Here is a 20,415-nt window from a genome sequence, read left to right on the forward strand (position 1 = left end):
CTTCAGTGGCGCTTGTCAACATCAGGACGCGGCAGGATCCGCCTGCCAACGGTTTGCTTTCCGGCCGATGACCGGTAGTAGCTCCATAGGACAGGGGATCACGCTTTCTTGCGGCGACGCAGAAGGTGTGAGTTCCAAGCCCTGTCTATTTCAGCAATTGGATTGTGGCCCCTTTACGAGTGCTTCAGAACTTCATTCCAATTTTAGGTTTGCGAGCTAGGCTAGGAGCGTAATGCCGGCGTATGAAAGGCAGATGTCGGGAGGAACCGCGCAACGGCGCGCGCTTTCGCGCGCCCTGCTTTTCGCCTTGCTGTGCTCGGCGGTACTTATTGTCGAGACCGGAAATGCGGCAGCCTTCGAGATTTTCGGCATCAAGCTATGGGGATCGTCGAAGGACGAAGATGCCGACATCGTTGACCCGCTGCGTTATGCCGTGACGATCGAGACGCCCGACGCCGACAAGGATCTCGCCGAGAAGCTCGAAAACGCCTCGGCGCTGAAAGCCGACGAGGAACACCCGGTATCAGGTTCGCTGGGTCTTTTGGCCAAGGCGCGCAGCGACCGTGAGCAACTTGTCGCCGCGCTCTACGCGGACGCCCGCTACGAGGGGGTCGTCACCATCACTATTCAGGGCAAGCCGCTCGACGATCTGCCGCCCGATGCCGAGTTTTCCGGCCCGCAGCCGATTCCGGTGGTGATAAGCATAGCGGCCGGGCCGAAATTCACGCTTGGCAACATCAGACTGAAAGGCGATGCAGCGGGGCTGGCAAGTGCCGATTTCGGTCTGATCGCCGGCGGTGACGCCAGTTCGGGCGCCGTGCTCAAGGCCGAGGCGGCGATCGTGCGGGCACTCAAGCAAGAAGGCAGGCCGCTGGCCAAGGTGACGGGCCGCGAGATCGTCGCCGAGCACACCGGTTCGACGCTCGACGTGACGCTCACCGTCGCGGCCGGCCCGGTCGCCGGCTATGGCGACACCACTGTCGAGGGTACCGAAAAGGTCGACCGCGACTTCACCGAATATATGACCGGTCTGAAGCGTGGCCGCCAGTATTCGCCCGATGAGATCGACGATGCACGCGACCGGCTGCTCGGCCTCGAGGTCTTCAACAGCGTGACGGTGAAGGAAGCCGACGCCCTCGACGCCGAGGGCAATGTCCCGATCGGTGTCCAGGTCAGCGAACGCAAGCCGCGCTATTTCGGCATTGGCGGCAGCTTCTCAAACACCGAAGGGCTGGGCCTCGAAGGCTATTGGGGGCATCGCAATCTGTTTGGCCGCGCCGAAAAGCTGCGCATCGACGGCAAGATCAGCGGCATCGGCAGCAACGACTTGACCCAGCTCAATTACAATGCCGGCGTCATGTTCGAAAAGCCGGGCGTGGTCGGGCCGGCGTCGAAATTCATTGCCAGCGTCAATGCTGTGCTGGAGCACCCCGACGCCTATGACCATTTCTCGGTCAAGGGCAGTACCGGCCTATCCTACGAACTCGACAAGAAGCAGACGGTTTCCGCGCAAGTCGCGCTGGATTATTCGAGGATCCACGACGCTTTCGGCAAGCACACCTATCTGATCGCCAGCATTCCACTGCAATATGTCTACGACAATCGCGACAGCAAGCTCAATCCGACCCGGGGCTTCAGGGTGCTGGCCTATGCCGAGCCGAGCTACGACATTTTGAGCGGGGCTGCCTTCGTCAAGCTGAAGGGCGAGGGGTCGGCCTACCAGTCGCTCGATTCGGCCTCGAAATTCGTTTTCGCCGAACGTGTCGCCATCGGCTCTATCATCGGCGCCAGTCTTCAAGATGTTCCGGCAGATCGCCGCTTCTACTCAGGCGGCGGCGGTTCGGTGCGCGGCTATGCTTATCAAGGCATCGGCCCGAAGGACAGCAATGGAGAGCCGATCGGAGGGCTTTCCTTCTTCGAGACCTCGGTCGAGATGCGCATCGCCGTCACCGACAAGATCGGCGTTGTGCCGTTCGTCGATGCCGGCACGGTGTCGACGAGGCAGGTTCCCGATTTTTCGGACATGAAGGTCGGCGCGGGTGTAGGCTTGCGCTATCTGACGGCGTTCGGGCCGCTCCGCATCGACGCGGCAGTGCCGCTCAACCGCGGCCCCGACGATCCTCATTTCGGCATTTATGCCGGCATCGGCCAGGCATTCTGATGGCAATATTCAGGCGCATCCTTCGTATCCTTTTCTACACGCTGCTCATCGTCGTGGCAGCGGCGGTGGGGGCGCTCGTCGTGCTGACCAAGACCGAGCGCGGCCGCGAAAACCTTGCCGGCATCATCTCGACCATGGCCTCGACCAGTGATCGCAAGGTCACTGTCGTCGGCATCGACGGTATCTGGTCGGGCGCGCTGAGGGTCGATCATGTCGTTCTGGAGGATCGCGAAGGCGCCTGGATGGTGGCGCGCAAGGTGGCCGTCGACTGGTCGCCGCTGGCACTCCTGTCGAAGAGCTTCAGCGCCGATCGCATTGGGGCCGAGCGTATCGAGTTGGCAAGGCTGCCGATGGCCAATACACAGCCGCGCCAAAGCGGGGCGACCACGCTGCCGGTTTCCATCGATGTCAAGCAGCTCGACCTTCCCGAAATCGCACTCGGGCAGGCTCTGGCCGGCAGCGGTGTTGCCGAGCTCGCAGCCAAGGGAGCGCTCAAGGCGGATGCCTCGCCGTTGGCTATCGAGACCAATCTCAACATCGTTCGCCATGACGGCAAGCAAGGCACGGTCGACGCCAAAGCCCAATTCGCGCCGGCCGACAACAAGCTCGACCTCGACTTGAGGGCATCCGAGCCGGCCGGCGGCATCATCGCCAACCTGCTCAAGCTGCCGGGCGCGCCGCCGGTCGAGATTGTCGTTTCCGGCACCGGACCGCTCGCCAACTGGAATGGCATCGGGACCTTTGTCGTCGATCGCCGGATCGTCACCCAGCTTACCGGTCGTCATCAGCTCACGAACAAGGGTCATTATGTCGAGGCCAAGGGTGACGGCGAGTTCGAGCGCTTCCTGCCCGAAAATCTGAAGCCGCTGTTTGCCGGCAAGACCAGCTTCGACCTCGCCGGCACAGCGACCGCGGCCGGCGGCGTCGACGTGGAGCGCGCCAATATCGACAGCGATGCCGTGCACGCGACGGCCGCCGGCACTGTCGATCCGAACGGTGCCAGCGATCTTTCCGTTAAGCTCGCCGCAAAGGGGCCGCCGATCGTGCTTAGTCTCGGCAGCGAGGCGCAGCCGATAACCGTGGCGATCAAGGACGCCACGGCCCGCGCTTTCGGCGATGGCAAGGCGCCGATGGTCGATATCGGCGCGTCGCTGGTCTCGGTGGTGGCGGGCGGCACGCGGGTGGACGACCTGATCGGGCAAGTGCATTCGGATGGTTTCGACATCCAGAACCGTAGCGGGCCTGTCACCATCAAGCTGACGGCGGCCGGCCTGAACACCGACGTTGCGACGTTGGCGCCGCTGATAACGGGCAGGGTCAGCGCCGGTCTCGCCGGCTCCGTCAGCAAGGACCAGGTCGTCGTCGACCAAGGCACGCTGCGCAGCGACGCGCTCAATGCGTCCGTAACGGCCACCGTGGTGCTGGCCGATCTGTCGATGACGCTCAAGATGAATGCCGACGCGGCTTCGACGGCGCTGCCGCCGCAGATCAGTTCGGTTCTCGGCCAGCGCGTGCAGTTTTCCGCAACCGCGACCCGCGACCCGGACGGTGCGTTTGCCGCCAATGCACTGCAGCTCACCTCCGGCACGCTCAACGCCAGCGGCACCGCCAGCGCGCAGGGCACCGATATCCGAGCCGATATCAAAGGAACGCTCGGCGACGTGTCGGTGCTGTCGCCGCTGGTTGGCGCGAAGGTCGGCGGCGCAGTCGATTTCGCGCTGACCGCAAGCGGTGCGCGCACCGCGCCGGACTTCTCGGTTTCGGCCAGCAGCGACAGCCTGACGGCGTCCGGCCATGCGGTGAAGCAGATCAAGCTGAGCGCGCGCGGCAAGGCCGATATCGCCAGTCCCGCCGCCGATGTCTCGCTGACCGGCTCGGTCGACGACCAGCCGCTCGACCTCAAGGCATCGCTGGTCACGACCGACGGAAAGCGCTCCATCAATGGACTTGCCGTCTCGCTGGCCGACAACAAGGTCTCCGGCGACCTCGGGCTCGACGACAACCTGCTGCCGCTCGGCACGTTGGCCCTCGATGCCGCCGATATTGCCCCGCTGGCCAGACTTGCCGGCCAAACGCTAGCCGGCGACGTGCGTGGCACGATCCGCTTCGCCAACGACAATGGAGCACCGACGGTCGCGATCGATGCGACGAGCACCGCGATTTCGCGCGGCGAACTGGCGGCCAAGACAATCGCCGTCAACGCGCTGGTCGCCAATTATCTCAAAGCCCCGGCGATCGCCGGCAAAGTCAAGGCCGACATGATCACTTCCGGAACCACGGTGATCAGCGGCATCGATGTCGACCTGAAGCGCAACGGCGACTGGACCGGCTTTAGCGGCGGCGCCACGGTCGCCGGCATTCCGGCCAGCGCGGCCGGGCGGGTCAGGATCGCGAACGGCATCACCAGCATCGAGCTTGCCTCGGGCGAGGCAATCATCCGCGGCATCAAGGCAGCGATCGCACAGCCGTCGGCGCTGACAATCGCCAATGGCATGGTGAGCATTGAGAACCTGGCGCTCGGTGTCGGCGGCGGTTCGGTTGCCGTGTCGGGTACGGCTGGCCAGACGCTCGATCTCGCTGCCACCTTGTCGGCGGTGCCGGCAGCGCTTGCCAATGATTTTTCACCGGGTCTCGATGCCGTGGGCGCGCTCAGCGGCACCGCGCAGGTCACGGGATCGTCGGCTGCCCCCGACGTCCGTTTCAACGCCCGGCTCAGCGGCGCCGAAACCAACCAGACCCGGCGGGCCGGGCTCGGGCCGCTCGATCTCGATGCGGCAGGCCGCTTCTCCTCGGTCAGCGGCCTGGCCATCGAGCAGGCGACGCTTGCCGGCGAGAAAATCTCCGGCAAGGCAGCCGGCACCATCAATCCGAACGGCGCCAGCGATTTCTCGCTCGACCTCGCCTCGACCGGTCCGAGCCTGCCGCTGTCGTTCGGCAGCAAGGCAAGTCCGATCAAGCTCGAGCTGCAGGCGATATCGCTAAAGGCGGCCGGGCAGGGCACGCAGCCGAAGCTCGACATCTCCGCGACGCTGCCATCGGCCGCCACCAATCTGGCTAAGGTCGAGGGCATCACGCTGGCGCTGCACTCCGATCGCTTCGACGTGAAAGCCCGGAGCGGGCCGATCTCCGGCACCGTGACCGCTGAAAAAATCGGCATCGACAATCCGACAGTCGCACCGCTGATCGCCGGCAAGGTCACTGCCAAACTCGCCGGCAGCCTTGCCGCCGACGCTGTCATCATCGATAGCGGCACAGTGACCAGCGACGCGTTGAACAGCGGCTTCAACGGGCGGGTCTCGCTGGCCGACGGCGCCATCGATCTAAATCTCAAGGCGGATGCCGCGTCGGCGGCGCTGCCGGCGGCGGTACGTGGCGTGCTCGCCGCGCGAACACAACTCAGTGCCGCGCTGAAGCGAGACGCCAACGGCAATGTCACCGCCAACGCCGTCAGGCTGTCGTCCGGTTCGCTAACGGCAGACGGGCAGGCGAGCCTTGCCGCCAACAAGCTCAGCGCCGACGTCAAAGGCGCGCTGGGCGACGTCTCGCTGGTATCCAAGGACGCCAAAGGCGCCATCTCTTTCGCGCTGAATGCGCAAGGCGCCAGCACTGCGCCGGATCTGTCCCTGACTGTCAACAGCGACAGGCTTTCGGTCGCGGCGCGCGAGATCACTGGCCTGAAGCTCACTGCCACCGGCAAGGCTGATGCCGCCAACCCGGCTGCGAATGTGCAACTCACCGGAAACGTCGCGGGTCAACCGCTGCAGGGCAGCGCCGTGCTGGCGACATCCGACGGCAAACGCGCCATCAACGGGCTTTTGCTGTCGCTGGGCAAGAACCGTATTTCCGGCGACCTGGCGCTTGACGATGCCTTCGTCCCGGTCGGCACGGTGGCACTTGACCTGCCCGATATCGGTCCGCTTGCTGCCCTGGCACTGGAAAAGGCCGATGGCGATGTGCGCGGCACGATCGCCTTCTCCAACTTGGGCGCCGTGCCGCAGGTCGCCGTCAAGGCGATGACGGGCTCGATCTCGCGCGGCGATGTCTCGGCCAAGGCCGTGACCATCGATGCGCTGATCGCCAACTATCTGGCGGCACCGGTGATCTCGGGGAAAATCCGTGCCGACAGCGTGACCTCCGGCGGCACGGTTATCCGTGGCGTCGACATCGATCTCAAGCGCGACGGCGAATGGACCGGTTTTTCCGGTGGCGCCACCGTCAAGGATATTCCGCTGAAAGCCGGTGGGCGGGTCAAGGCGGTCAAGGGCACGACGACGGTCGAACTTGCCTCCGGCGAGGCGACCATCCGCGGCATCAAGGCGGCTATCGCCCAGGCCTCGACCATCAACATCGCCAATGGAGTGCCCAGTCTCGACAGGCTGGTGCTCAACCTTGGCGGCGGCACTGCGACGGTCACAGGCAAAGCTGGGCAGGCGCTCGACCTCAACGCGACGCTGGCCCGCGTCCCGATCTCGATAGCCAACAGTTTTTCGCCGGGCCTCGATGCCGCCGGTTCCATCTCGGGCACGGTGAAGGTGACGGGTGCGCCGGCCAATCCGGCCGTTGCTTTCAAGATCGATGCAGCAGGCGTTCAGACGTCGCAGACCCGTGGTGCAGGCTTCGGCGCCATGGGCGTTTTATCCTCAGGTACGTATTCGGGCAACAGACTGACCTTCGACGCCAACATGAGCGATGCCGCCGGCCTCGGTCTCAAGGGCGGCGGCACGATGACGACATCAGGCGCGCCCACGCTTGATCTCAACTTTTCCGGCAAGGTGCCGTTCGCCTTCCTCACCAGGACACTCGCCGCGCAAGGCTTGTCCTTGAGCGGCACGGCCGACGTCGATATACAGGTACGCGGCCCGGCAACGTCGCCGGTGATCTCAGGCACGGTCCGCACGTCAGGCGCCCGCCTGCTCGACGCGCGTTCGGGGCTTGCGATCAACGACATCACTGCCGATGTCGCCGTCGGTGGCGGCGTGGCAAGGATCAATCGACTGACCGGCACGCTGTCGACGCGCGGCAGCCTTTCGGCCAGCGGCACCGTCGGCATCGATCCGGCTAAGGGTTTTCCGGCCGATCTGTCGATCAAGCTCGTCGACGGCCGCTATACCGACGGCAAGGTGGTCACCGCCAATCTTGGCGGCGACCTGACCGTCAAGGGACCACTCACCTCCGCGCCGGTGATTTCCGGTACCATCAACCTGGCCAAGACCGTCATCACCGTACCCGAAAAGCTGCCCGGCTCGCTGGCCGAGCTCAACGTAAAGCACAAGAATGCGCCGGCCGCCGTGCGTGCGCAGGACAAGGCGTTGCGCCCGGCCGCTGCAAGCAGCGGTGGCGGCGGCAGCGGCCTCATTCTCGACGTCACGGTCAATGCGCCGAGCCAGATCTTCATCCAGGGCAGGGGCGTCGACGCCGAACTCGGCGGGTCGCTGCGGCTGACCGGCCCGGCATCGTCACCCCAGGCGGTCGGCACCTTCACCTTGCGGCGAGGGCGGCTGACGATCCTTGCCAAGCGGCTGACCTTCACCGAAGGCACGGTCGGCTTTTCCGGCTCTCTGGTGCCCTACCTCAATCTCACGGCGCAATCGAAGACGACCAGCGCCACCGTGACCATCGTGGTGTCGGGCGAGGCGACCAACCCGAAATTCACCTTCTCGTCGGTACCGGCGCTGCCGGAGGACGAGGTGCTGGCGCAGCTGATCTTCGGCCGTTCGATGTCGAACCTGTCGCCGCTGCAGATCGCTCAGCTTGCCGAGGCTGCCGGACAACTGGCCGGCATCGGCGGCTCGACCTCCCTGCTGCAGAACCTGCGCAGCGCGATCGGCGTCGACGACCTCGACGTGATCACCGACGAAGAGGGCGGCACCGCCGTCTCGGCGGGCAAATATCTCAACGACCGCACTTACGTGACGATCCAGAAGGGCGACAGGCCGGGCTCGGGCAAGGCAACCGTCGATCTCGACGTTGGGCGCGGCGTCAAGCTGCGTGGCGAGGCAACCGACGCCGGCGAAGCCAAAGGCGGTGTTTTCTACGAACGTGAATATTGAAACCGGGCGTTCGCGCAGAACAACTGGTCGCCCGAAGAACGAGCGGCGCAGCAGCGAATGTCCCGGTTTAATTGCCCGTGGAGATTTCGGGCGAAATCCCTGGCGCAGTAGCAAATTTGCGCCAAGACTGTCGTTATCGCGCGAACCGGCTTGCTTTCAAAGTTGCACATTCCTTGGCATGTTCCCAATCCGTGCCGTCTTTGACATCATGGCGCGGATGCGGAATGTTAAAAGGCAGAAAGCCAACAATGGGAGTTAGTCATGACGATCTACAAGAGTAACGGCGACCGCGTTCCCGATCACATCCTGGCCATGGCCGAAGACGCCAAGGCAGGCAAGATGGATCGTCGCGAATTTCTGGCTCTCGCCAGCGTCTTCGGCGCCTCGACGGCGATGGCCTATGGCATGCTTGGCCTTGCAGACCCGACGCCGGCCAAGGCGGAAGAGGTCCAGGGCAAGAAAGGCGGCGTGTTGAAGGTCGCCCAATGGATCAAGGATCCGAAGGATCCGCGCAAGGCCGACTGGTCGGAAATCGCCAATGCCGAGCGCCAGGCGCTCGAGCCGCTGGTCAAATATACCACCGAATACACATTCCGTCCCTATCTGCTGGAGAGCTGGGACGTGAATGACGACGCTACCGAATACACGCTGCATGTGCGCAAAGGCGTCACCTGGAACAACGGCGATCCGTTCACCGCAGACGACGTCATCTTCAACCTCAAGCGTTGGGCCGACAAGAAGGCCGAGGGCAATTCCATGCCGGGTCGCCTCGGTTCGCTGGTCAAGGACGACAAACTGGATGAGAGCGCGGTGACCAAGGTCGACGACCACACGATCAAGCTGACGCTCAGCAAGCCGGATATCGCCCTCATTCCCAACGTGTGCGACTATCCCGGCCTCATCGTCCACAAGACGTTCGATGAAAAAGGCGGCGACTTCAAGTCCTGCCCGATCGGCACTGGGCCGTTCGAGCTGGTCTCCTACGATGTCGGCCAGAAAGTGGTCTACAAGCGCCGCGAAGATAACAAATGGTGGGATGGTGAGGTCTTCCTCGACGGCATCGAGTTCATCGACTACGGCACCGATCCGGCGGCCATGGTCAGCGCCTTCGAAGCAGGCGAGGTACACACCAATTTCGAGACGTCGGCCGACTATGTGTCGATCCTCGACGGCATGGACCTGGTGAAGTCGGAGATCGTCACCGCCTCGACGATCGTCTGCCGCACCAATGTGACCAACAAGCCTTATGGCGACCAGAAGGTTCGCAACGCCCTGCAGCTCGCGGTCGACAACAATGTCGTCCTCCAGCTCGGCTACGGCAATGCCGGCACGGTTGCCGAAAACCACCATGTCGCCCCGATCCATCCGGAATACTACGAACTGCCGAAGATTGCTCGCGACCCGGCCAAGGCGAAGGCGCTGATGGCGGAAGCCGGCCAGGCCGATTTCGAGCACGAGCTGATCACGGTCGACGAGGACTGGCACAAGAATACAGGCGATGCGATCGCCGCGCAGATGCGGGACGCCGGCATCAAGGTGAAGCGTACGGTGCTGCCGGGTTCGACCTTCTGGAACGACTGGACGAAGTATCCGCTGTCGATGACCAACTGGAACATGCGGCCGCTCGGCGTCCAGGTTCTGGCGATCGGCTACCGCACAGGTGAAGCCTGGAACGAGACGGCCTGGTCGAATCCGGAGTGGGATGCCAAGCTCAACGCTGCGCTCGCAGTCGCCGACGCCGCCAAGCGCAAGGAAATGATGAAGGACATCGAGCAGATCCTGCAGGATTCCGGCATTATCATCCAGCCTTATTGGCGCAAGCTCTACAGCCATTCGGTCAAGGCGGTGCAGAACTACAAGATGCACCCGACCTTCGAGCGCGACTATGGCAAGGTCTGGCTCGAGCAGGCCTGACCGGACGATCCGGAAAGGGGCGTCTCGCCCCTTTCCGTCGCTCTTTGCATGATCCATGGACCGGAAGTCGGCGCAGCAAAAAGTTGCGGACTCTTCGGCCGGGGTCTGCAATAAAAAGGGTATTGCATCTGGGACTGGTCTGAAGGCTTGTTCTGCCGTGGCGGCAGGGCGGCTTGCAAACCGGTTCCAACCCCCAACCCGACCGGCAGGGGACCGCCATGCTTTCTTTCGTTATCAGGCGTCTCGGCACCATGGCATTGACGATGCTGTGCCTGACGATGATCGTCTTCTTCCTGGTCAATCTCGGGCCCAATCTGAAGAAGCTGGCGATCAGCCAGACCGAAATGCACACATCCGCCGAGCAGCTTGAGGCCTGGCTGGTCAACCATGGCTATCGGCAGAATTTCTTTGTCCGCTACGGCCAATGGCTGGGCATCATGCCAAAGCAGCCGGTGACCGACCCGGCGACCGGCAAGCCCGCACAGCGTTTCTCCTTCTGCAACGATCCGGTCGTGCCGACATTCTCCGGCATCCTGCAAGGCGATTTCGGTTGCTCGACGAAGTTCAAGACGACGGTCGCTTCGAAACTCTTCCCGGCGCTCAGCGCCACCGGCATCCTGATGCTCTGCGTGCTGGCCGTGATGGTGCCGGTCTCGCTTTTGATCGGCATTCTCGCCGGCATGCGCGAGGGCTCACGCACCGACCGTACATTGTCGGTGGCTTCGATCGCCTCGACGGCGACGCCCGAATACGTTTCGGGCGTCATCTTCACCGTGATCTTCGCCTCCTGGCTCGGCGTGCTGAACGGTTCGGCGGCCTCGGCCAGCCAGGGCATCACCTTCTACAATTTCACCTTGCCGGTAATGACGCTGGCGATCTACGGCATCGGCTACATCGCCCGCATGACCCGCGCCTCGATGGTGGAGGTGATGACACAGCAATATATCCGAACCGCCCGGCTGAAGGGCCTCTCCTTCGGCAGCGTGGTGATAAAGCACGCTCTGCGCAATGCGCTGATCGCACCGTTCACGGTCATCATGCTGCAGTTTCCCTGGCTGCTCACCGGTGTCGTTATCGTCGAGGTGATGTTCCGCTACCAGGGTTTCGGCTACACGCTGGTCGAGGCTGCCGGCAACAACGACATCGATCTTCTGCTCGGCTGTTCACTGGTCTCGGTGTTTATCGTCCTGATCACACAGCTCATCTCCGATGTCGGCTACGCGTTCCTCAATCCGCGCATCAGAGTTCAATAGGAGACCGGGCGGATGCAGGTCGAATATCTCAGCGCCCTCAACGTCGTACTCGGCGTGCTTGCCCGCTTCTGGCCGGTCTGGATCGCTCTCGCCCTGGTGATGGGAGCGAGCTTCGGCTACAAGAAGAAACTAGGCCTTTACGGCCAGCTTTTCGACAGCGGCGTCGGCATCGTCGGCGTTGGCATCTGCCTGTTCTGGCTGTTTACGGCGATCTTCGCGTCGACCATCTCGCCCTTCGATCCGCTTGCCCAGGTGCCGATCATGAAGGACGCGCTGCCGGGCGCGATCGAGCCGGCGTCGAAACTTGTATACTATTTCGGCGGCGACAAGCTCGCCCGCGACGTGTTCTCCCGCATGGTCTATGGCAGTCAGATCGTGCTGATCATCGCGCCGGCGGCGACCGGTTTTGCGCTGATGGTCGGTATTACGCTCGGCCTGCCGGCCGGCTATTATGGCGGCAGGATCGATACGGTGCTGTCCTTCCTCGCAAACCTTGTGCTGGCCTTCCCGGTGATCTTGCTGTTCTACCTGCTGGTGACGCCGGGCATCATGGACACGCCGATCCCCTACGCGATGGCAGGGCTGTTCTTCCTGTTTCCGATCATCTTCTTCAGTGTGTTGTTCTGGACGCGCTACAAGAACCGTCCCGACCGCCTCTATATCCTGCTTGGCCTGACGTTGGTGCTTGGCGGCTGGATCTATGCCGGCCTTGTCTTCGATGCCGATCCGTTCAAAATCATCCACATCGATCCCAACCAGCTCAACATCTTCGTGGCGGTGGTGTTCGCCTCCAGCCCGGGCGTGTTCCGCATCGTGCGCGGCCTGGTCATGGACATCAAAACGCGCGACTATGTTGCGGCGGCTCAAACGCGCGGTGAATCGCCCTGGTACATCATGCTGTGGGAGATATTGCCCAATGCGCGCGGGCCGCTGATCGTCGACGCCTGCCTGCGCATCGGCTACACTACGATCCTGCTCGGCACGCTCGGCTATTTCGGGCTGGGACTAGCGCCGGAAAGCCCGGACTGGGGCACGGCGATCAAGGATGCAAGCCGGCTGCTGCGCTCCTTCATCCACCCGGCGCTGCCGCCGACGATCGCGTTGATGTCGTTCGTGCTCGGCCTCAACCTCCTGGCGGATTCGCTGCGCGAACAGTCTATGAAAGATTGATGCCGGGAAAGATTGATGCCGGGAAAGATTGACGCTGGGAAGACCGATGCCGGGTTCGGCCCGACGTGCCTGAAGAACAAGGATTGGAGCGACCCATGAATGAGGCAGTTCGAAATCCCGCCAAGCCGACCAGTGGGCCGACCAATGAGCCGATCATCGAGATCGAGAACCTGTCGATCTCCTTCTTCACCCGCAAGGGCGAGATCCCGGCGGTCATGGATTTTTCCTGCACCGTCATGCCCGGCGAGGCAATGGGCATTGTCGGCGAATCCGGTTGCGGCAAGTCGACCGTGTCGCTCGGCATCATGCGCGACCTCTCCAACATCGGAAAGATCGTCGGCGGAAAGATCAAGTTCCAGGGCAAGGACATGGGAGAACTGTCCGATGAGGAACTGCGCGCCATCCGCGGCAACAAGATCGCGATGATCTACCAGGAGCCGATGGCCAGTCTGAACCCGGCAATGAAGGTCGGCCAGCAGCTGATGGAAGTGCCACTGATCCACGACAAGGTGTCGAAGGACGAAGCTTATAAACGCGCCTTGGAAATGGTGCGCGCGGTGAAGCTGCCGGATCCCGAACGCATGATGCGTTCCTATCCGCACCAGCTTTCGGGCGGCCAGCAGCAGCGCATCGTCATTGCCATGGCGCTGCTGTCGAAGCCGGCGCTGCTCCTGCTCGACGAGCCGACGACAGCGCTCGACGTGACGGTGGAAGCCGGCATCGTCGACCTGGTCAAGGGGCTGGGCGAGAAGTTCGGCACCTCGATGATCTTCGTATCGCACAATCTCGGGCTGATCCTGGAGACCTGCGACCGCATTACGGTGATGTATTCGGGCGAAGCGGTGGAGACCGGCAAGATCAAGGACGTCTTCGACCGGATGCGCCATCCCTACACGCAAGGCCTGTTCCGCTCGATCCCGCTGCCCGGCGCCGACAAGAATTCGCGGCCGCTGATCTCGATCCCGGGGCAGTTGCCGCTGCCGCACGAGCGGCCGAAGGGCTGCAATTTCGGCCCGCGCTGCCACCATTTCGTCGAGGGCGTCTGCAACGCCGCCGAAATTCCGATGATCGCGGTCGAAGGCCATGACGGGCATTTCTCGCGCTGTGTGCGCTTCAACGAGATCGACTGGGAGGCGCTGCCACCCGGCGCCAAGAAGGTCAACGAGCGGGTGGTGCCCGGTGCGCCGGTGCTCCAGATCGAAGACCTCCGGAAGTACTACAAGGTCGGCGGCAGCGAAGTGTTCGGCTCGAGCGAGGGCCGTGTCGTCAAGGCCAATGAGACGATCTCGTTCATGGCGCGCGAATCCGAGACCGTCGCTATCGTCGGCGAATCCGGCTGCGGAAAATCGACCCTGGCCAAGGTGCTGCTCGGCCTCGAAACGGCAAGCTCCGGCCGCGTCAAGCTCGGCAATAAGGAGATCCAGTCGACCGGGATCGAGAAGCGCAGCGTCGACACGGTGTCATCGATCCAGATGGTGTTCCAAAATCCGTTCGACACGCTCAATCCCAGCCATTCGGTCGGTTCGCAGATCATCCGTACGCTGGAAAAGTTCAATGTCGGCAACACGGTGGCCGACCGCCGCAAGCGGATGCTGGAATTGCTCGACCTGGTGAAGCTGCCGAGGGCGTTCGAGTCGCGCAAGCCGCGCCAGCTTTCAGGCGGCCAGAAACAGCGCATCGGCGTTGCGCGTGCCTTTGCCGGCGACGCCAAGGTGGTGGTGGCCGACGAGCCGGTCTCGGCACTGGATGTGTCGGTCCAGGCCGCGGTGACCGAGCTCTTGATGGACATCCAGCGCAAGAACAAGACGACGATGCTGTTCATCAGCCACGATCTGTCGGTGGTGCGCTACATCGCCGACCGCGTCGTCGTCATGTATCTCGGCTATATCGTTGAGCAAGGCACGACCGACCAGATATTCGCGCCGCCCTATCACCCCTATACCGAGGCATTGCTGTCGGCGATCCCGATCGCCGACACAAGCGTGGTCAAGAAGCACATCGTGCTGGAGGGCGACATCCCTTCGGCGATGAACCCGCCGTCCGGCTGTCCGTTCCAGACGCGCTGCGGCTACAAGAAACTGGTGCCGGACAACCTTTGCGAAACCACGGTGCCGCCAGTCAAAAATCTCGGCGACGGCCATATGAGCTTGTGCTGGCTGTCCGACGACGTGCTGGCGAAAATGGAGCCGGTGATCAAATTCGACAAGGAGCACGCCGCGAATGAGGGCGTGCCGGATGATGCAAACCACGGTGTTGGCCCGGGCTTTGCCGGAGATCCGCCCAAGCGCCCGCATGGCAAGACTGGCAGCGTTGAAGCCGATGCCGAGGGCGAGGTAGCGGAGAATGGAGAAGCGGTCGCCAAAGCCCGCCGTCATGAGGTTCGCGACGAGGTTTCAGAGACCGGCGGCACCTCAAGCTCTGCCGATAGCGCGTCGGCACCAATCATGCCGCCGACAGTCGGCGACGGCCGCCAGGCGGACGACGCCACGCGCAAGCCACGCAAACCCAAGGGCGGCTGAGAGCCGTTAGTAGGCTAGGGCGCGCATTGCCGTAGCTGAGCGGCGTAGTCCTGCGCCATCTGCTCCGTGGCGTGCGCATAGCGCTGCACGTCGGCGTCGCCGCGATTGCCGCGCTTATAGGCATTCCAGCCGAGATAGTAGGCGAGATACAGATTGTATGTGTCGTTGCGGGCGACGCCGAGCGTGTCGGCGGTCTTGGAATGATACCAGCCGACAAAATCCACGGCATCGGCAAACCTGGTGCGGCGCGCCGCCCAGCTGCCGGTCTCGTTCTGGTATTGCGCCCAGGTCCCGTCGAGTGCCTGCGAGAAGCCGGTGGCGCTGGAGATATGTTTCCAGGGAATGAAGCCCAGCAGCTTGGTGCGCGGCGGCCTGGCATTGCTCTTGAAGCCGGACTCCTTGCGCACCGTCGCCATCAGCACGGGAACCGGCACACCGTACTTCTGCTCGGTGCGTTGTGCCGCCGCCTGCCAATTGTCGAACCAGCCGTCATTCTGGTCGAAAACGGCGCACACATCGTTGATGTGGTTCGGCGGCGTCGCGCAGGCCGAAAGCGCCAGCGGCACGGCAATCGCTACAATTTTACTAAAACTCGACCTACGCATTGGAAAAGCATTAGGCCGAAAACATAAAAGGAATCTTGCTGTCTTCCTTAACGGCTCATCGGCCGCTTTGGCCGACACTGAACAGGTATAAATATTCCGACGTTTGCTGTCGCTTTTACCGACGTGAAATTCTCACAATGGCGCCTTGGCTAAAATCACGCCCGCAAATGGCGGATTTCTGACAGCCCGATGCTCATGCCGGCGCTTTGATGCGCCGCATGAGCGAACCAAGACGCAAGCGCGGCGCCGAGCGAACCAGCAACAGGGGACCGACCGCCATCCCACAACTGCCGCTCAGGCGGGTGACAAACCCTTATCCGCCGATGGCGATGCTCTCGGCCGACCAGATCGAGGCGATCCATGAAGCCTCTATGCATATTTTGGAGAATTTCGGCATCGAGGTGATGAGCCTGCGGGCACTGTGGCTATTCGAGAAGGCCGGGGCCAAGGTCGATCATGCCTCGATGAACGTCCGCATCGATCGCGGCATGATCGAGGAAGCGCTGAAGACGACGCAGTCCAGCTATACGCTTACGCCGCGCAATCCCGCCCATGCCGTCCACCTCGGCGGCAATACCATCAACTTCACGCTTGTCGCCGGGCCGCCGAATGTGCACGACATGGAGCGCGGCCGCCGTGCCGGCAATTTGCGCGATTATTCCGATCTCGTCCGGCTGGCGCAGCATTTCAACTGCATCCACATGCTAGGCAACCAGGTCTGCGCGCCGGTGGAATTGCCGGCGAATTCCCGTCATCTCGACACCTATTTCGCCAATCTGACACTGACCGACAAAAGCTTTCACGTCTCGGCCATCGGTCGCGGCAGGGCGCTCGACGGCATCGAAATGATGGCAATCGCGCGCGGACTGACGCCTGACGGGATGCGCGACGATCCCGGCGTCACCACGATCATTTCGGTCAACTCGCCGCGCCGCTTCGACGAGATGATGGCCGAGGGGCTGATGACAATGGCCGAGTTCGGCCAGTCGGTGGCGGTAACGCCATTCACACTGATGGGGGCGATGAGCCCGGTGACGCTTGCCGGCGCGCTCGCCCAGCAGAATGCCGAGGCGCTGTTCGGCGTGGTGCTGACGCAGCTCGTCCGCCCCGGCGCGCCGGTGATGTATGGCGCCTTCACCTCCAATGTCGATATGAAATCGGGAGCGCCGGCTTTTGGCACGCCTGAAAACACCAAGGCGAATATAGCGTCCGGACAGTTGGCGCGGCGCTACAAGCTGCCTTACCGCACGACGCCGGGCTCGGCTTCCAATGCCGCCGACGCGCAAGGCGCCTATGAGACGCTGATGGCGCTGTGGGGCGCGGTGCTCGGCCACGGCAACCTCATTTACCACGCCGCCGGCTGGCAGGAGGGCGGGCTGACTGCGTCGTTCGAAAAGTTCATCATCGACGTCGAGATGATCCAGCACATGATGGAGTTTTTGCGCCCGATCGAAGTCAACGAGGCCGAGCTCGCCGTCGAAGCTCTGGGTGCGGTACCGACCGGCGGCCACTTCTTCGGCGAGCCGCACACGTTGGAGCGCTACGCCACGGCCTTCTACCAGCCTATGCTGTCCAACTGGCAAAATTTCGAGGCCTGGCAGGAGGCTGGCGGGCTCGATGCCACGGCGCGGGCGACGAGGCTTTGGAAGAAGGCGCTGGAGGACTATGTCGAGCCGGTGATGGAAATCTCCAGGCGCGAAGCGCTGGAGGCATACGTGGCCAAGCGCAAGGAAGCGATCGGGCAAAGCGAGCCGTGATGATCGAAGGCTCGCGCTCGTGGGGCTCCTCCCCGAATTCATCGTTTCCATCCAACTCGTTGACGTCAGAGAGAATCCCATGAAATCGCATGCAAAGGTCGTGGTTATCGGTGGTGGCGTCGTCGGGTGCTCCGTGCTGTTCCATCTGGCCCGGCACGGCTGGACCGACATCGTGCTTCTGGAGCGCGATGAATTGACCTCCGGCTCGACCTGGCACGCCGCCGGCGGCATGCACACCATCAATGGCGATCCCAATGTCGCCAAGCTGCAGAAATACACAATCTCGCTCTACAAGGAGATCGAGGAACTGTCCGGCCAGGCGACCGGCGTGCATTTGACTGGCGGCGTCTTGCTGGCAGCGACGGAGGCGCGGCTCGACTGGCTGCGCGGCGTCGTCGCCAAGGGCCGCTATCTCGGCATCGAGCTCGAGGAGATATCGCCTGACGAGGCGGCCGAGCTGATGCCGTTGCTCGATCCCAAGCAGTTCGTCGGTGCCGTGCGCAACAAGGAGGACGGTCATCTCGATCCGTCCGGCGTTACCCATGCCTACGCCAAGGCGGCGAGGAAGCTTGGTGCCGAGGTCGAGCGTTTCACCAAGGTCGAGGACATTGTGCGGCGCGCCGACGGGTTGTGGCGTGTCATCACCAACAAGGGTGAGGTGGTGGCCGAGCATGTCGTCAACGCCGGCGGCCTGTGGGCGCGTGAGGTCGGCCGCATGGTCGGGCTGGAGCTGCCGGTGCTGGCGATGGAGCACATGTACCTGATCACCGAGGACATGCCGGAAGTCGCCGCCTGGAACCAGAAGACTGGTACGGAGATCATCCATGCAGTCGATTTCGACGGCGAGCTGTATCTGCGCCAGGAGCGCGGCGGCATGCTGATGGGCACTTACGAAAAGGCCAACAAGCCATGGTCCGAGTTCCAGACGCCATGGAGTTTCGGCCACGAACTGCTCGAACCCGACATCGACCGCATCGCACCGTCGCTGGAGGTCGGGTTCCGGCATTTCCCGGCGTTCCAGAACACCGGCATCAAGCAGATCATCAACGGACCCTTCACCTTTGCGCCGGACGGCAATCCGCTGGTCGGGCCGGTGCGCGGCCTGCCGGGGTTCTGGGTGGCCTGTGGTGTCATGGCGGGGTTCTCGCAGGGCGGCGGCGTCGGGCTGGCGCTGTCGAACTGGATGATCGAAGGCGATCCCGGCGCGGATATCTGGGCGATGGACGTTTCGCGCTACGGCGACTGGGCCACAATGGCCTACACCAACGCCAAGGTGCGCGAAAACTATTCGCGGCGGTTTTCGATCCGCTTCCCAAACGAGGAATTACCGGCCGGCCGGCCGCTCAAGACGACACCGGTCTACGATCTGTTGTCGGCGAAGGGCTCGCAATGGGGGGTCGCCTATGGGCTGGAGGTGCCGCTGTGGTACGCGCCCGAAGGGGTCAAGGACGAATTCTCCTGGCGCCGCTCGAGTGATTTCGAGCATGTCGCGAAAGAAGTGGAGACGGTTCGGCAAGGCGTTGGTCTGTCGGAAATCTCGTCATTCGCCAAATACAGGGTAACCGGCGAGGGCGCTGCGGCCTGGCTCGACCGCTTGCTTGCCTGCAAGCTGCCGAAATCCGGCCGCATGACGCTGGCGCCGATGCTGAAGGAAGACGGCAGGCTGATCGGCGATTTCACGCTGGCCAATCTCGGCAATTCTAAAAGTGACGATTGGTTCCTGGCAGGCTCCGGCGTCGCCGAGCAGTACCATATGCGCTGGTTCGAAGCGCATCTGCCGGAGGACGGCTCTGTCTGCATCGAGGCGCTGGGAGCAAAACTCACCGGCTTATCGATCGCCGGGCCGAGCGCGCGGAAGCTTCTTGAAAAGGTCACACGATCTGACGTGTCGAATACGGCCTTTCCATTCATGGCCATCAGCAGGATGGATATCGGCATGGCGCCGTGCCTGGTCGGGCGCGTCAGCTACACCGGCGACCTCGGCTACGAAATCTGGGTGGCGCCGGAATATCAGCGTGCCGCCTATCAGGCGCTGATGGCGGCGGGCGAGGAATTCGGCATCGGCCTGTTCGGCTCGCGCGCGCTCAATGCGCTGCGGCTCGAGAAGAATTACGGCTCATGGGCGCGCGAATACCGGCCGATCTATGGGCCGCTGGAGGCCGGCCTCGACCGCTTCGTCGCCTACGGCAAGCAGGCCGATTTCATCGGCAAGCAGGCGGCGCTGGCCGAGCGCAAGCAAGGCGGCAGACTGCGGCTGCGGGCCTTTGTCGTCGATGCTGCCGATGCCGACGTCATCGGCGACGAGCCAATCTGGTATGGCGGCGCCGTGCGCGGCTGGGTCACGTCCGGCGGCTACGCACATCATTCCAAAAAATCTGTCGCCATCGGTTATGTGCCGAAAGAGATCGCCGACGAGGCCTACGGTTTCGAGATTGAGCTTCTGGGCAAACGCCACGCTGCGCGCATGCAGCCGATCCCGCTGTTCGACGCGAATTTCGAGCGGATGCGTGGGTGACGTTTCAGGCACCGCGGCGGTTGTCCAGCGCCAGGGCGCCGGCGCCGGCAAACACCAGATAGAGGAAGATGAAGCAGAACGAGATCGCCGAATCGCCGCCATTGTTGACCGGGAAGAAACCCTGCGGCATGTGCGCCATGAAATAGGCGATCGCCATTTCGCCGCAGAGAAGGAACGCCACCGGCCTGGTCAAAAGCCCCAATGCCAGCAGGATGCCACCGGCGAATTCAAGTAGGGCAGCGGTCAGCGTCAGCCCGGTCAGAGCGCCCGCGTGATCGCTGACGGGAAAATTGAACAGTTTCTGGGTACCATGCTCGATGAACTGCAGCGCCGTCATGATGCGCAATGCGGCCAAAGCCTGCGGCTGATATCTGGCAAGACCGTCAAAAAGCTTCATCCAAACTCCATTTTACCCCTCCCGGACCGGCCATAAATTATCGCCCGGAAATGGACTACTCACTTCCCATGGCC

At 62.9% G+C, this 20,415-nt stretch carries 10 protein-coding genes; 8 read left to right on the plus strand and 2 right to left on the minus strand.

Translation table 11 applies throughout. The annotated features are described in order from the left end of the window. Nucleotides 1-232: 232 nt before the first annotated feature. The 6 genes from NKH80_RS11380 to NKH80_RS11405 all read left to right on the plus strand — a co-directional run bounded on the left by NKH80_RS11380 (nt 233) and on the right by NKH80_RS11405 (nt 15,067). Nucleotides 233-2,161, plus strand: coding sequence for an autotransporter assembly complex protein TamA (locus NKH80_RS11380; protein WP_352505542.1), 1,929 nt, complete (start codon nt 233-235; stop codon nt 2,159-2,161). Continuing rightward, nucleotides 2,161-8,211, plus strand: a complete 6,051-nt coding sequence (locus NKH80_RS11385; RefSeq protein WP_352991617.1) for a translocation/assembly module TamB domain-containing protein — start codon at nt 2,161-2,163, stop codon at nt 8,209-8,211. The genes NKH80_RS11380 and NKH80_RS11385 overlap by 1 nt, the downstream gene beginning before the upstream one ends. Nucleotides 8,212-8,472: 261 nt before the next feature. Continuing rightward, nucleotides 8,473-10,125 carry an ABC transporter substrate-binding protein gene (locus NKH80_RS11390; RefSeq protein WP_352991619.1) on the plus strand — a complete coding sequence of 551 codons (1,653 nt, stop codon included), beginning with the start codon at nt 8,473-8,475 and terminating at the stop codon, nt 10,123-10,125. A gap of 218 nt (nt 10,126-10,343) precedes the next feature. Then, nucleotides 10,344-11,378: an ABC transporter permease gene (locus tag NKH80_RS11395; RefSeq protein ID WP_352475426.1), complete on the plus strand. Its 1,035-nt coding sequence runs from the start codon at nt 10,344-10,346 to the stop codon at nt 11,376-11,378. A 12-nt stretch (nt 11,379-11,390) separates the two neighbouring features. Beyond that, nucleotides 11,391-12,548, plus strand: coding sequence for an ABC transporter permease (locus NKH80_RS11400; RefSeq protein ID WP_254819057.1), 1,158 nt, complete (start codon nt 11,391-11,393; stop codon nt 12,546-12,548). Nucleotides 12,549-12,643: 95 nt separating this feature from the next. Then, on the plus strand, nt 12,644-15,067 hold the full coding sequence (locus NKH80_RS11405) for a dipeptide ABC transporter ATP-binding protein (protein ID WP_352991622.1): 2,424 nt from the start codon (nt 12,644-12,646) through the stop codon (nt 15,065-15,067). A 14-nt stretch (nt 15,068-15,081) separates the two neighbouring features. On the opposite strand, the gene NKH80_RS11410 is transcribed toward NKH80_RS11405, so the two are convergent. Then, nucleotides 15,082-15,672 (minus strand): transglycosylase SLT domain-containing protein, encoded by a 591-nt coding sequence (locus NKH80_RS11410; RefSeq protein ID WP_352991624.1) that lies wholly within the window; start codon nt 15,670-15,672, stop codon nt 15,082-15,084. A gap of 218 nt (nt 15,673-15,890) precedes the next feature. Between NKH80_RS11410 and NKH80_RS11415 the strand changes: the two genes are divergently transcribed. Together NKH80_RS11415 and NKH80_RS11420 are read left to right on the plus strand one after the other, a co-directional pair. Continuing rightward, nucleotides 15,891-17,429 (plus strand): trimethylamine methyltransferase family protein, encoded by a 1,539-nt coding sequence (locus tag NKH80_RS11415; RefSeq protein ID WP_352505547.1) that lies wholly within the window; start codon nt 15,891-15,893, stop codon nt 17,427-17,429. A 79-nt stretch (nt 17,430-17,508) separates the two neighbouring features. Then, nucleotides 17,509-19,944: a GcvT family protein gene (locus tag NKH80_RS11420; RefSeq protein WP_352991627.1), complete on the plus strand. Its 2,436-nt coding sequence runs from the start codon at nt 17,509-17,511 to the stop codon at nt 19,942-19,944. A gap of 4 nt (nt 19,945-19,948) precedes the next feature. On the opposite strand, the gene NKH80_RS11425 is transcribed toward NKH80_RS11420, so the two are convergent. After that, entirely contained in the window at nt 19,949-20,341 is a 393-nt protein-coding gene (locus NKH80_RS11425; RefSeq protein ID WP_352687533.1) for a DoxX family protein, read from the minus strand. Between the last annotated feature and the right edge of the window lie 74 nt (nt 20,342-20,415).

The sequence above is a fragment of the Mesorhizobium sp. M0904 genome, assembly GCF_040319475.1.
Classification (GTDB): domain Bacteria; phylum Pseudomonadota; class Alphaproteobacteria; order Rhizobiales; family Rhizobiaceae; genus Mesorhizobium.

Excerpts from the sequence above, each read along its gene's own strand:
- NKH80_RS11405 (WP_352991622.1), top strand. The coding sequence starts at position 12,644 with ATGAATGAGGCAGTTCGAAATCCCGCCAAGCCGACCAGTGGGCCGACC.
- NKH80_RS11380 (WP_352505542.1), top strand. The coding sequence starts at position 233 with ATGCCGGCGTATGAAAGGCAGATGTCGGGAGGAACCGCGCAACGGCGC.
- NKH80_RS11385 (WP_352991617.1), top strand. The coding sequence starts at position 2,161 with ATGGCAATATTCAGGCGCATCCTTCGTATCCTTTTCTACACGCTGCTC.
- NKH80_RS11400 (WP_254819057.1), top strand. The coding sequence starts at position 11,391 with ATGCAGGTCGAATATCTCAGCGCCCTCAACGTCGTACTCGGCGTGCTT.
- NKH80_RS11415 (WP_352505547.1), top strand. The coding sequence starts at position 15,891 with ATGAGCGAACCAAGACGCAAGCGCGGCGCCGAGCGAACCAGCAACAGG.
- NKH80_RS11410 (WP_352991624.1), bottom strand. The coding sequence starts at position 15,672 with ATGCGTAGGTCGAGTTTTAGTAAAATTGTAGCGATTGCCGTGCCGCTG.
- NKH80_RS11390 (WP_352991619.1), top strand. The coding sequence starts at position 8,473 with ATGACGATCTACAAGAGTAACGGCGACCGCGTTCCCGATCACATCCTG.
- NKH80_RS11395 (WP_352475426.1), top strand. The coding sequence starts at position 10,344 with ATGCTTTCTTTCGTTATCAGGCGTCTCGGCACCATGGCATTGACGATG.
- NKH80_RS11425 (WP_352687533.1), bottom strand. The coding sequence starts at position 20,341 with ATGAAGCTTTTTGACGGTCTTGCCAGATATCAGCCGCAGGCTTTGGCC.
- NKH80_RS11420 (WP_352991627.1), top strand. The coding sequence starts at position 17,509 with ATGAAATCGCATGCAAAGGTCGTGGTTATCGGTGGTGGCGTCGTCGGG.